Origin of the sequence: Acidovorax facilis (genome assembly GCF_050626955.1) — a bacterium.
GTDB lineage: Bacteria > Pseudomonadota > Gammaproteobacteria > Burkholderiales > Burkholderiaceae_C > Acidovorax > Acidovorax facilis.
In genome coordinates this window covers 2,995,708-3,009,413 of sequence record NZ_CP192460.1, presented here as the reverse complement: position 1 = coordinate 3,009,413, position 13,706 = coordinate 2,995,708, and the positions used below count along the sequence as shown (strand labels likewise).

Sequence of the window (13,706 nt, the reverse complement as noted above, 5' to 3'; positions counted from 1 at the left end):
TGCGGGTGGGTCGTCAGTGCTTGACCGGGTTCAGCGCCGCCAGATTGAGCAGCGCCGCCTCAATGGCCGCCGCCGTGGCCACGGGCTGCTCCATCGGAAACAGATGGCTGCCGTCCAGCATCATGGTGCGGCCTTTGGTGATGCGCAGTGTCATGGCCATGCCCACCTGCCGCATCTCGTCCGAATCGCGCCCGCCGATGAAGGCGGCCGGGCACTGCAGGGGGTGGGTGCTGAGCAGCCGTCCCAGGTTGTGCGGCAGCGTGTTGTAGATGGCGGTTTCCACTGCGCGGTCAAAGCCCAACACGCGCTTGCCGTCGTGGTCCACCAAGCCGTGGGTGATGTAGTCGCCCAGCACTTCGGGGTCCCAGTGCGCAAAGGCCTTTTTCTTGCGAAAGTGTTCCAGCGCCTCTTCGTTGCTGGCCCAGCTGAAGCGCCGTTGTCGGCTGACCTTGCCCGGCGAGATGGAGCCCACGACCTGCGTGCGTTTGGCCACATCGACCGCGTTGGCCTTCCAGCCGCCCAGCAGGGGCGAATCGATCAACAGCACACCGCGCACCAGGTGGGGGTGGCGGGCGGCGGCCATCACGCTCAAAAAGCCGCCCAGCGAATGGCCCACCAGAAATACAGGCTGGCCCAGGCGCTCCACCTGCGGCGTGGCGAAGTCTGCCAGCTGCTGCACCAGATGGGGCCAGTTGTTGGTCACCGGGTACTTGGGGTCGTGGCCGTAGCGTTCCACCGCGCTGACCTCAATCCCCCGGGCCTTGAGGTGCTGGAAGAGCACGCGGTACGTGCTGGCCGGGAAGCTGTTGGCGTGCGAGAAAACGATGGGGAGCATGGGGATACCGGCGGGGCAGGGCGAACCCCGCCGTCAGAGAAATCAGATGAGCTTGTCGGTGTGGTTGGTGATCTTCTTGAGCGGCTTGCTGCGGGCCGGGTTCACCATGATGGGCACGGTGGTGGCGCCACCCCCCCAGGCCGGGTCTTCGATGCTGTCGAACACCTGGCGCAGCTTCTGGCCCCAGCTGTCGTGCAGCATGCGGAAGTAGGGGTTGTTCTCGTCGATGCAGACCACCTTGGAGGTCGAGAAGCTGTCGGCCTCGTACACCACCAGGTCCAGCGGCAGGCCCACCGACAGGTTGGACTTGAGCGTGCTGTCCATGGACACCAGCGCGCACTTGGCGGCTTCGTCCAGCGGGGTTTCGGGGGTGAGCACCCGGTCGAGCACGGGCTTGCCGTATTTGGATTCGCCGACCTGGAAGTACGGTGTCTCGGACGTGGCCTCGATGAAGTTGCCGGCCGAATACACCTGGAACAGGCGCATGCCTTCACCCTTGATCTGGCCGCCGAACACCATGGACACATTGAAGTCCACGCCCGAGCGCTTGAGCGCTGCGCCGTCGCGTTCGTGCACATGGCGCACCGCAGCACCGAGCACGCGGGCCGCGTCGAACATGCTCTTGGCGTTCCAGATCGAGATCGTCTCGCCCGAGTCACCGTCCTTGAGCTGCTCGGTCTGCAGGATTTCGCGCACCGACTGTGAAATGGACAGGTTGCCTGCCGACAGCAGCACCATGAAGCGGTCGCCCGCCTTCTCGTAGACCATCATCTTGCGGAAAGAGCTGATCTGGTCCAGGCCGGCATTGGTGCGCGAATCGGACAGGAAAACCAGTCCAGCGTTGAGTTTGATGGCGACGCAATACGTCATGGAAGAAGTGGGTCGTTGTAAGAGGGGAACCCGCGAGTTTAGTCCGGCGTGGGAAGGCACCCTTGGGCAGAGTGCGGGCCAGTCATCGCGTGTGCCGTAGCCGGTATCCTGTATTGATAGCAACCAACGCTTGGTGGATAAGCGCTGGAGGCCATTTTTACTCAAGAATTGGCAGGTCCCGCCCTTTTGCGTTCACCCGAAGTTCCGGCGGCAGCCAAGGCAACTGCCGCCCCGGGGGTAAAGGGCTATTGCTCACGGGTCAGGCAGTGTGTGCCCGTCGCTCCTATCATCCGCCGCTTCACCTGGAGGGGCCTTGCCGTGTTGAACCCACTGATCTTGTCTGGAACCCGCCGCGCCAGCGCGCTGGCCTTGGTGGCATTGCTGGCGGCCTGTGGCGGGGGCAGCGCGCAAGACCCCGGCGATGGCGGCAACACTCCGGAGCCACCTCCCGCACCGGCGCGTTCCGGCCAGCTCGAATCCGCCGCCTTGCTTGGCACCGTGCCGGCCGCTGATATCGCTGCAGCGCTGGCCGCCAAGGAGTCGCTGGCCCAGGACGTGGTGCCGCGCTACAGCGTCACTTCTTACCGGATCGAGTACCTCACCACCGATGCCGACGGCAAAGAGGTGCGCGCCTCGGGGCTGGTCAGCGTTCCGCAAAAGCCAGCGGGCGCCAAAAGCCCGGTGCTCAGTTACCAGCATGGCACCCTCTTTCGCGATGCCGAGGCGCCCAGCAACAACGCGGTTGCGTCCGAGGTGGCGGTGGTGCTCGCATCGCTGGGCTATATCGTGCTCGCGCCCGACTACGTGGGCTTTGGCGCTTCCAAGGGCACGCCCCACCCCTACCTGCTGGCGGCGCCGTCCGCAGCCGCCACGGTGGATTTTCTGACCGCCACCCGCACCTGGCGCGGCCAGGCCAACGTGGCGGACAACGGGCAGCTCTTTCTGACCGGCTACTCCGAAGGCGGCTACGTCACCATGGCCACACACCGCGCGCTGCAAGCAAGCGCTTCGCCCCACCTGCAACAGCTGCGCATGGTGGTGCCGGGCGCGGGGCCTTACAACGTGCAGACCACCATGGATGGCCTGGTGGACCTGGTGCGGCAAGAACAGCCGGTGATCGGCGCGCTCATCAACCCGGGCTTCCTGCGCTACCTGGGCGGCAGCGTGCAGCGTGAGGTGCGCCGCCTGCTGCTGCGCGCGCTGATCCCGGGCGATGCCGATGTGGCCTACGACACACGTTTCATCGACCACTTCCTGGCCGACGACGTGTTGGCCCTGGCCAGCGCCAGCAACGTCTACGACTGGAAACCCAATGTGCCAGTGCGCCTGTACCACGGCCGCGATGACCGCACCGTGCCCTACGCCAGCTCGGTCAGCACCGTGCGCGCGATGCAAAGTCGCGGCGCGGGCGATCTGGTCAGCCTGACTGAATGCCGCGCACAACCGGTGGCCGGGCACCTGCCCTGTGTGCCGCCATTCATCACCTTCATGCTAGGGCAGCTGGCGCCGGTGGCGCAGGATCTTTAAGCCGGGCAGGTGGCGGGGCTCGCGTTGGTGGCGAGTGCTACCCGCTGGGGTGCGTGACTGCGTCAGCCCACCATCTTCTTGAGCTGGTAAAGCGCATCCAGTGCTTCACGCGGGCTCAGTGCATCCGGATTGATGCCTGCGAGCGCAGCTTCCAGCGGGCTGGCGCCCGCACTCTCAGGCACCTCGGGCGCAGCGAACAGGTCCACCTGCAATTCATCTTCGCCTGCCCGCTCTTCCAGCGCCGCCAGCGCATGCCTTGCGTGGTGCAGCACGGGCGAGGGCATGCCCGCCAGCTTGGCCACCTGAATGCCGTAACTGCGGCTGGCCGGGCCGGGTTGGATCTCGTGCAGGAAGACGATGTCGGTGCCGCTCTCGGTGGCGCTCACATGCATGTTGATGGCATGGCGCGCCTTGGCGGGCAGCTCCGTCAGCTCGAAATAGTGCGTGGCAAACAGCGTGAAGGCGCGGGTCTTGTCGTGCAGGTGCGTGGCAATGCCGCTGGCCAGCGCCAGGCCGTCGAACGTGCTGGTGCCCCGGCCGATCTCGTCCATCAGCACCAGGCTGTGGGGCGTGGCGGCGTGCAATATCTGCGCGGCCTCGGTCATCTCCAGCATGAAGGTCGATTGCGCATTGGCCAGGTCGTCCGCCGCGCCGATGCGGGTGTGGATGGCGTCGATGGGCCCCAGGCGGCAACTGGCGGCGGGCACGTGGCTGCCCATGCTGGCCAGCAGCACGATCAGCGCGACCTGGCGCATGTAGGTTGATTTACCGCCCATGTTGGGGCCGGTGATGACCTGCATGCGCGTGTTGGCGTTCAGGCGCGTGTGGTTGGCGATGAAGCTGCCGCTGGATGTCTCAGCCAGACGGGCTTCGACCACGGGGTGGCGGCCGCCTTCGATCTCGATGCAGGGCTCGGGCACGAACTGCGGCGCGCACCAGTTCAGCGTGAGCGAGCGTTCGGCCAGTGTGCACAGCACATCCAGCGTGGCCAGCGCCTGGGCCAGGCGGGTGAGGGCGGGCACGTGGGGTTGGAGCTGGTCGAGGATCTGTTCGTACAGCCACTTCTCGCGGGCCAGGGCACGCTCGTTGGCCGACAGGGCCTTGTCCTCGAAGGTTTTCAGCTCGGGTGTGATGAAGCGCTCGGCGTTCTTCAGCGTCTGGCGGCGGCGGTAGTCGTCGGGTACACGGTCGAGGTGGCTGCCGGTCACTTCAATATAGAAGCCGTGCACCTTGTTGAATTGCACGCGCAGGTTGGGGATGCCGGTGCGCGCCTTCTCGCGGGTTTCCAGATCCAGCAGAAAGGCATCGCAGTTGGTCTGGATGGCGCGCAACTCGTCCAGCTCGGTGTCAAAGCCGTTGGCGATCACACCGCCGTCGCGCACCAGGGCGGCGGGCTCTTCGGCGATGGCGGCCTGCAGCAGGCCGGTGCAGCCCTCGGGCGGCTGCAGGTGGCCGAAGATTTGAATCAAATAGGGCTCCAGCGCTTGTCCATTCAGCGCGAGTAGCTCTGCTTTTTGTAGCGTTTTGCCCAGGCCCACCAATTCGCGCGGGCGCACCTGGCGCAAGGCGATGCGGGCGGTGATGCGCTCCACATCGCTCACCCCTTTGAGTTCGCCGCGCAGCAAGGCCCAGGGGCCGCTGCCGCCACCGGCGCCGCCCGCACCGCGCAGCGCGGTGGTGGCCGACAGGCGCTGGCGCGCCTCGGCGCGGTCGCGGCGCGGCTCCAACAGCCAGGTCTTGAGCAGGCGGCTGCCCATGCCGGTCATGCAGGTGTCGAGCAGCGAAAACAGCGTGGGCGCATCGTCGCCGCGCAGGGTTTTGACGAGTTCCAGGTTGCGGCGCGTGGTGGCGGGCAGGTCGATGAGGTCGTCGTTGCGCTGCACCTGCACGCTGTGCACGTGGGTGAGGGTGCGGCCCTGCGTGTGCTCGGCATAGGTCAGCAGCCCGGCGGCGGCGGCGTGCGATTCGCCCAGGTCTTGCGCGCCCCAGGCCTGCAGGCTGGCGGCGCCCAGGTTTTCGAGCAGCTTGCGTTCGCCCAAGGCGCTGTCGAATTGCCAGTCGGGGCGGGGGCTCATGGGGCAGGTGAAGGCGCCGCCCTGGCGCAGCACTTGCAGCTGTTGCTCAAAGCGCTCTGTCACGCCCGCGCTGTAGATCAGCTCGCTGGGCGCCACGCGCGCCAGCCAGGCGCCCAGTTCGTCCTGCGCACATTCGGCCAGGAAGACGCGGCCCTGCGTCACGCTCAGCCAGGCCAGTCCACAGCGCGCACGCGGCGCCTGGTGCACGGCCATCAGCAGCGATTCGGATTTGTCGGACAGCAGCTCCGTGTCGGTCAGCGTGCCGGGCGTGACCACGCGCACCACCTTGCGCTCCACCGGGCCCTTGCTGGCGCCCACTTCGCCCACCTGCTCGGCAATCGCCACCGACTCGCCCATCTTGATGAGGCGCGCCAAGTAGTTCTCCAGTGCATGGAAGGGCACACCCGCCATCACCACCGGCTGGCCGCCCGACTGGCCGCGCTGCGTGAGCGTGATGTCGAGCAGCCGCGCGGCCTTCTCGGCGTCTTGCCAGAAGACCTCGTAGAAGTCGCCCATGCGGTAGAACAGGAGCGTTTCAGGGTACCCGGCCTTGAGGGCCAGGTACTGCTGCATCATGGGGGTGTGGTGTTCGAGCGTGTCGGACATGCTGGGGGCCGAGAAATGAGGCGTGGACTGTAGCAGTTCGCTCCACGGGCCTGCACTGCATGCGGCAGGGGGCGGAGCCCGTTGGCCCAGGCGGATACGGTGATCGCCGTGCTGCGCGGAGGGCTCCGGGTTTTCCCTTGGGCAAATGCCACAGGTTTTTAATGTCCGTTACGTTTTGACATACTCTTGCCTGTATGCTGGCACATTGGCTGTGACCCTCGGCCCCGCCTTGCGCAGGCGGGATTCCTACCCACCGCAGGCTTCAAAGGTTTCAGAGCGACCGTGATCTCGTCCGAACTGTTGACCGATCTCCTTGCCCCCGTTGGCGAGGGCCACATAGAGCCGATGGCGCAGGCGCGTCTGCAGGCGCTGGTCGATGCCGTTCCGGTGGCCTTGATGGAGTTCCGGTTGCAGCACGGCCGTCTGCTGCTGCTGGCTGCCAACGCTGCCGCACGCCGCATGCCCGGCCTGGGGGCGGTGCGCAACCCCGGAGCGGATGCCTGCGAGGTGTTTGACCTGCTGGCGGGCACCCCCCTCATGGACCAACTGCAAGGCGTGGCCCGCGTGGGTGCGCCGCTCGAATGCCGCCAGGTGGTGCGCGAGCCCGGTCGGCTGCTGCTGGCCTGGGATCTGTCAGCCCGCCGTGTGACCAGCGACTGCATCGTGGTCACTGTGCGCGATGCCACCGAGGCCGAAACCCTGCGTGCCGCGCTGGCAGCGTCCGAACGTGCCCTGGAAGAAGTGCGCCGCGAACTGCGCGAACAGACCGAGGTCTTCAACACCATGGAGAGCCTGGCCCGCACGGGCCATTGGCGCCGCATCGAAGACCCGGGCGAAACGGTGCTGCTGTGGTCGCCCGGCCTGTGCGACATCGCTGGCTTCGAACAGCAGGAATGGGTGGACCCCGAGCGCGCCGTGAGCGGCATCCTGCCCGAGGACCGCCATGTGTTCGACAAGGCCCGCATGCCAGGTGCCGGCCTGGATGTGGAATACCGCTGGCGCCGGCCCGATGGCGAAGTGCGGTGGATGCGGTCGCGCGTGCAGCGCACGTTGCCACGCGACGGGGTGCAGGTGGTGATGGGCGTGGTGCAGGACGTGACGGACGAACACCGCGCGGCCGAACAGCTGCGCGAGCAGCTGCTGTTCATCCAGCGCATTGCCAGCCGCATCCCGGGCTTTATCTACGAGTACCGACTGCATGCTGATGGCGGCACCAGCGTGCAGTACATCAGCGATGCAGTGCGTGACTTCATGGGCGTGGAGCCGAGCCAGGTGACCGCCGACCACGGCGTGCTCATGCTCCGGGTGTTGCCCGAAGACCTACCACAGGTGCAGCGCTCGGCGATCACGTCGGTGCGCAGGCTGGTGCCCTGGCAGTGTGAGTACCGTGTGCGCATGCCCGACGGCAGCGTGCGCTGGCACATGACCAATGCCATTCCGCACCGCGAGCCCGATGGCTCGGTGGTGTCCCATGGCTTCACCATGGACATCACGGACCGCAAGCGCGCAGAACAAGAAATCGAGCGCCTGGCCTTCTTCGACGCCCTCACAGGCCTGCCCAACCGCCGCCTGCTGCTGGACCGCCTGCAACGCTCCATCGCCGCCTGCCAGCGCACCAAGAACCTCGGCGCCCTGCTGTTCATCGACCTCGATAACTTCAAAGACCTCAACGACACCCTGGGCCACGACATGGGCGACCAGCTCCTGTCCCAGGTCGCCACCCGCCTGGTGGGCAGCGTGCGCGAAGCCGACACCGTGGCCCGCTTTGGCGGCGACGAATTCGTCGTCATGCTCGAAGCCCTGGCCCCCGACCTGCAAGATGCCGCCACCCAGGCAGAAACCGTGGCCGAGAAACTCCTGGCCAGCCTGAACCAGCCCTTCGAACTCGACGGCGCCCAGCACTACAGCACCCCCAGTATCGGCATCACCCTCTTTGGCGACGAACGCCTCACGGTGGACGAACTCCTCAAACGCGCCGACCTGGCCATGTACCAGGCCAAGGCCGCAGGGCGCAACACCCAGCGCTTCTTCGACCCCGACATGCAAGCGGCCGTCAACGCCCGCTCCAACCTGGAAGCCGACCTGCGCCAGGGCCTGGCCCGGGGCGAACTGCTGGTGCACTACCAGCCCGTCGTGGACCACCAGTCCCAGCTCATGGGCGCAGAAGCCCTGGTGCGCTGGCGCCACCCCCAGCGCGGAATGATCAGCCCCGGCGACTTCATCCCCCTGGCCGAACAGACCGGCCTGATCCTCCCTTTAGGCCAATACGTGCTGCAAACCGCCTGCGAACAACTGCAGCGCTGGGGCCAGCACGAAGCCACCGCCCACCTGTCCATCTCGGTCAACGTCAGCGCCCGGCAGTTCCGCCAGCCCGGCTTTGTGGCCGAAGTGCTGCAGACCCTCAAGAACCACCACGCCGACCCCCGCAAACTCAAGCTCGAACTCACCGAAAGCCTGCTGCTGGGAGACATCGAAGACACCATCGCACGCATGGTGCAGCTCAAGAGCGAAGGCGTGGGCTTTGCGCTGGATGACTTTGGCACCGGCTACTCCTCCCTGTCCTACCTCAAGAGATTGCCCCTGGACCAGGTCAAGATCGACCAGAGCTTTGTGCGGGACGTGCTGACGGACCCCAACGACGCGGCGATTGTGCGGACCATCCTGGCGCTGGCCAAGAGCCTGGACCTGGAGGTGGTGGCCGAGGGGGTGGAGACGACGGGGCAGCTGAGTTTCCTGAGGCTGCATGGGTGTGAGGGGTTTCAGGGGTATCTGTTTGGGCGGCCCGGGCCGGTGGGGGACATTGATGCCTTGCTGTATCCCGCTCGGTAAGAGCCGCTCGCTGGTTGGCCAGGGCTTGGACGGAGGTTCCGCGTGACGCGGGTGGGTGAGGGCGTGGGCGGATTTCTGGACAAGGTGCTGGACCGCAATGCCCCGGGCGTGCGCGGTCTGGTGCTGGTGGTGGCTGCGGCAATGGTGGGGGCCTGGCTGGTGGTGCTGGGGGCCATGCACTGGCAAGGTGCCCAACGTGCTGACGAGCGCGCCAAGCTGCTGCAGCAGACCGTGGACACGCTGCAGGCCCGGATCACGGGTGGCGGCATGCTGGGCGCGGTGTCGTTGCTGGGCCTGAGCGAGCCGCTGCTCAAGGCCATGGCCCTGGGGCAGCTGGCACCGGACGACCCTGAAGCCCTGGTGCGGCTGGGGGTCGCCCGGGGGCGGTTTCTGGTCAACGGCGTGTATGTCATGGCGGCCGATGGCACGGTGGTGGCGCACGAGACGCCGGGGGGCCGATCCACCGGCATCAACCTGGCGTTTCGTCCGTATTTTCAGCAGGCCATCAAGGGCGCCATCAGCGTGTATGCCGCCATTGGCAGCAACTCGCAGGAGCGTGGCCTCTATTACGCCGCGCCGCTGTATGAAAACGACACGCCTTCCAGCTCCATCATCGGTGTGGTGATGTTCAAGGTGGGGTTCGAGTTGTTTGACGAGGTGCTCAAGAGCACCCAGTTGCCCACGGTGCTGTTGTCTCCGCAAGGCGTGGTGTTCGCCTCGACGCGGCCCGAGTGGCTGTTTGCCGTGGCGCCGCCCCTCACGCAGGCGCGCATTGATTCGATCCGCGCTTCGCGCCAGTTTGGCAACCACTTCGACAAGGGCCTGGCTTCTTCCCTACCCTTCGCGCCGGATGCGGGCGAGGTTGTCATCGACGGGGTGAACTACGCAGTGGAGCGCCGCCAGGTCGATTGGGGCGACCCCGGCGGCCAGTGGCAGCTGGCGATGCTGGATGACGTGAGCACCCTGATGACGGGGGCTGAGCGCCTGAAGGTGGGAGGGGCTGCCTTCGTGCTGCTGAGCCTGCTGGGGCTGCTGCTGCTGGAGCTGCTGCGCAGCCGTGCGCGGGTGAGCGCTGCGCTGGAGCGCTTCAGGGTATTGGGCGCTGCGCTGGGGAGCAGCCCAGTCTCGGTGGTCATCACCGATGGAGACGGGCGCATCGACTGGGTCAATCCGCAGTACGAGCGCAACTCCGGCTACACACTGCAAGAGGTCCGTGGCAAGAAGCCGTCGGTGGTGTCCAGTGGCCAGACCCCGGCGCAGACCTACCAGGAGATGTGGTCCACGCTGCTCTCGGGCCGCTCGTGGCAAGGGCAGTTTGTCAACCGCCGCAAGGACGGAAGCCTCTACCACGACGAGGCTACGCTCTCGCCCGTGTTTGACGAGCGTGGCAAGCGCATTGCCATCGTTGGCCTGCACGAAGACGCCTCGGGGCGTATCCAGGCACAGAAGGAGCTGGAGCGGCGTGAGCGTCTGCTCAACGAGCTGCTGGAGCAGCAGACGGCCATCTTTGACAACGCGCCCCCCATTGCGCTGGTGGGGGACGGGAAGTTCCGGCAGTTCAACCCGGCGTTTGTGGAGCTGATGGGCAGCACGGCGTCCGAGCTGCTGGGGCTGGACGTCGGGGTGTTGCTGGGTGGGGAAGACCGCGCAAGGCAGTTCTACGGCCAGGTCGGTCCCGTGCTGAACGCCGGGGGCGCCGTGCGGCAGGTGTCGACGCTGTTTCGCCTGGATGGCCACAGCTTTGAGGCACGCATGGCAGGACGCAGCGTGCAAATGGAGGGGTTCAAGAACGCATCCCTCTGGGTGATCGAGGACGTCAGCGAGCAGCGCCGGGCCGAGATCGCCATGCAGCAGGCCAAAGACCGGCTGGAGCTGGCGCAGGAGGCCGGAAAGATCGGTGTGTTCGACATTGACCTGCTCACCTCCCAGGTGCTGTGGAGCGAGAAGTTGCTGGCGTTGCTCGGCCTGGCGCCGGGCACGGAGGTGCGCTCCCAGCGTGACTGGCAGGCGGTTCTGCACCCCGATGATCGCGCCCGCGCGGTGGCCGCCTTTTCGAGTGCCCTGGCCGGCGGCGAGACCCACCTTCGCGATTCCTGGCGCATCGTGCGGCCCGACGGTGAGGTGCGATGGTTCCTGTCCGCGGCCCGCATATTTCGCGATGGCAACGGGCGGGCGGTGCGGGTGGTGGGCGTCAACGTGGATATCCACGAACAAAAGCTGCTGGAACAGCAGGTGGCCGAGCAGCTGGATTTCCAGCAGGCACTGATTGACGCCATCCCCGTGCCGCTGTTCTACAAGGGCGCGGACGGCCGGTACATCGGCTTTAACCGCGCCTACGAGCAGGCCTTTGGGGTACAGCGCGAGGCACTGATCGGCAAGACCGTGCGGGACCTTGCGTTCCTGCCCGAGACCGAGCGCGAACGCTTCGATGCGGACGCGCAGGAGGCCTTGCACGGGGTCCAGTCGGTGCACAAGGAGGTGGACCTGCCGTATGCCGACGGAAAGGTGCACCACACGTTGTTCTGGCTGCACGGCTTCTCGCGGCCCGACGGCTCGCCGGGCGGGGCCATTGGGACCTTTGTCGACATCACCGACCGTCAGCGCGCCGAGCAGGACCTGCGCCGCGCCAAGGAGCTGGCCGAGGAGTCCACCGCACTCAAGTCCAACTTCCTGGCCAACATGAGCCACGAGATCCGCACGCCGATGAACGCGATCATCGGCATGTCGCACCTGGCGCTCAAGTCGGGCCTGACAGCACGCCAGCACGACTACGTGAGCAAGATCCAGCAGGCCGGCCAGCACCTGCTGGGCGTGATCAACGACATCCTGGATTTTTCCAAGATCGAGGCGGGCAAGCTCATGGTGGAGAAGCAGCCCTTTGTGCTCGACCGCATGCTGGAGAGTGTGTCCGACGTGGTGGGCTACAAGGCCGGTGCCAAGGGGCTGGAGCTGGTTTGCGATGTGGCGGCCGACGTGCCTCCCAACCTAGTGGGTGATTCGCTGCGCCTGGGCCAGATCCTCATCAACTTTGCCAACAACGCCATCAAGTTCACTGAAACGGGCGAGATCAGCATTGCCGTGCGGCTGCTGGAGGCAGAGGGCAACCGGGTGATGCTGCGGTTTGAAGTGCGTGACACCGGTATCGGACTTACGCCCGAGCAGATGGGACGGCTTTTCCAGAGCTTCCAGCAGGCGGACACCTCCACCACGCGCCGCTATGGCGGCACGGGCCTGGGCCTGGCTATCTGCAAGAGCCTGGCGGAGCTGATGGGCGGCGAGGTGGGAGTGCAGAGCACTTATGGCCAGGGCTCCACATTCTGGGTCACTGTGCCCCTCGAACGCGGTGCACCCGCGCGCGTGCTGCTGCCACCCCCGGACCTCCGGGGCCGCCGTGTGCTGGTGGTGGACGACAACCAGACAGCGGCCACCGTGCTGTCCGACATGCTGCTGGCCATGGGTTTTGAGGTGGAGCAGGCCCACTCCGGCCTGGAGGCGCTCGACCGGCTGCGCGAGTCCATGGCACGACACCAGCCGTTTGGCCTGCTACTGCTGGACTGGCACATGCCGGGCATGGACGGCGTGGAGCTGGCGGGCCACATCCGGGGCCTGGGCATGGCGCAGGTGCCCAAGATGCTCATGGTCACGGCCTACGGCCGCGAGGACGTGATGCGTGCCGCCCGCGTTCAGGGCATCGATACGGTGCTGATCAAACCCGTCAACGCATCGCTGCTGTTCGACACGCTGATGCAGCCGCTGGAACACTCCACCTACAGCCAGCGCCGCGCGGTCACCCCCGCGCCCGCTGCCGACGAGCTGCCGCTGGAGATCCGGGGAGCGTCGGTGCTGCTGGTGGAGGACAACGAGCTCAACCAGATGGTGGCGGTCGAACTCTTGCTCGAAGCCGGTTTTGCCGTGGATGTTGCCGAGAACGGCCAGATCGCCCTCGACCGCATCGAGCGCAATGCTTATGACGTGGTGCTGATGGACATGCAGATGCCTGTCATGGACGGCGAAACGGCCACGCGGCAATTGCGCAGCAATCCGCGCCATGCTCACCTGCCCATCGTGGCCATGACGGCCAACGCGATGGAGTCCGATCGCCAGCGCTGTTTTGCGGCCGGCATGAACGACCATGTGGCCAAACCCATCGAGCCTGCGGCCTTGTGGGCCGCCCTGAGCCGCTGGATTCGACCCCGGCCGGGGCTGGGCAAACCGCCTGTGGAGGGGGGGGGGCCGCGCAGCAGGCGTTGGTGCCAGTTCGGATTGGGGGGCTGATGGGATGGCGCCGGAGGGGGCTGACGCTGCGGTGGCGGCAGCTTTCCCCGCAGTTGCCGGGCTGGACACCCGCCTGGGTCTGCAGCGCGCCTTGGGCAAGCCGGGCTTGTACGCCGAGATGCTGCGGCGATTTGTGCAAGGCCAGTCGTCGGTGATTGCGCACCTGGAGCAGGCCGTCGCCAGCGCAGATGTGGTGCTGGCCGAGCGGCTGGCCCACACCCTGCGCTCGGTCGCGGCCAACATTGGCGCGCAGGAGGTGTCGGCCCATGCACAAGCGCTGGAGCAGGCCTTGCGCAGTGGGGCGCATGCCGAAATGTCCGCGGGACTGACGGCCACCCTGGGCGCCGCGTTGCAGCCCCTGCTGGCGGGATTGCAGGCGTGGATGCAGGGGCAGCAAACGGGGCGGCCGGAAGGCCTGGAAACCCCTGCTGGGGCCGCGCTGCAGGGAGTGGGCGCCACGGCGGTCCTGCAAAAGCTGCGCACGCTGCTGGAGCAGGACGACCCTGCAGCCCCGGAGTTTTTCCAACACAATGTCCAGGTGCTCCGATCCGCGCTGGGGAGCAGCTTCACGGTGGTCGAGATGCACACCCAGAATTTTGATTTTGAGCAAGCACTGGCGGCAATGGCCGCCGTGTCAGGCCCCGAACACCCTGCCGTTCACACCCCTTGAGCGGCACAACACCCAGGAA

5 protein-coding genes and 1 pseudogene are annotated in these 13,706 nt (G+C 66.5%); 3 read left to right on the top strand and 3 right to left on the bottom strand.

The genetic code is table 11. The features are described 5' to 3' along the window. Positions 1–13: 13 nt before the first annotated feature. Positions 14–835, bottom strand: a complete 822-nt coding sequence (locus tag ACQ4MJ_RS13750) for an alpha/beta fold hydrolase (protein WP_055397361.1) — start codon at positions 833–835, stop codon at positions 14–16. 42 nt (positions 836–877) lie between these two features. Then, positions 878–1,705 (bottom strand): proteasome-type protease, encoded by an 828-nt coding sequence (locus tag ACQ4MJ_RS13745; RefSeq protein WP_010459683.1) that lies wholly within the window; start codon positions 1,703–1,705, stop codon positions 878–880. A gap of 318 nt (positions 1,706–2,023) precedes the next feature. On the opposite strand from ACQ4MJ_RS13745, the gene ACQ4MJ_RS13740 reads away from it, so the two are divergent. Next, positions 2,024–3,232: an alpha/beta hydrolase family protein gene (locus ACQ4MJ_RS13740; protein ID WP_431152320.1), complete on the top strand. Its 1,209-nt coding sequence runs from the start codon at positions 2,024–2,026 to the stop codon at positions 3,230–3,232. Positions 3,233–3,294: 62 nt separating this feature from the next. Here ACQ4MJ_RS13740 and mutS read toward each other — a convergent pair whose 3' ends face one another. Then, entirely contained in the window at positions 3,295–5,913 is a 2,619-nt protein-coding gene (gene mutS, locus ACQ4MJ_RS13735; RefSeq protein WP_431152321.1) for a DNA mismatch repair protein MutS, read from the bottom strand. A 282-nt stretch (positions 5,914–6,195) separates the two neighbouring features. Here mutS and ACQ4MJ_RS13730 point away from each other — a divergent pair, with 282 nt between their 5' ends. Both ACQ4MJ_RS13730 and ACQ4MJ_RS13725 read left to right on the top strand, forming a co-directional pair. Then, entirely contained in the window at positions 6,196–8,742 is a 2,547-nt protein-coding gene (locus ACQ4MJ_RS13730) for a putative bifunctional diguanylate cyclase/phosphodiesterase (RefSeq protein WP_431152322.1), read from the top strand. Positions 8,743–8,784: 42 nt separating this feature from the next. Continuing rightward, a pseudogene (locus ACQ4MJ_RS13725) lies at positions 8,785–13,687 on the top strand (PAS domain S-box protein). Positions 13,688–13,706: the final 19 nt, after the last annotated feature.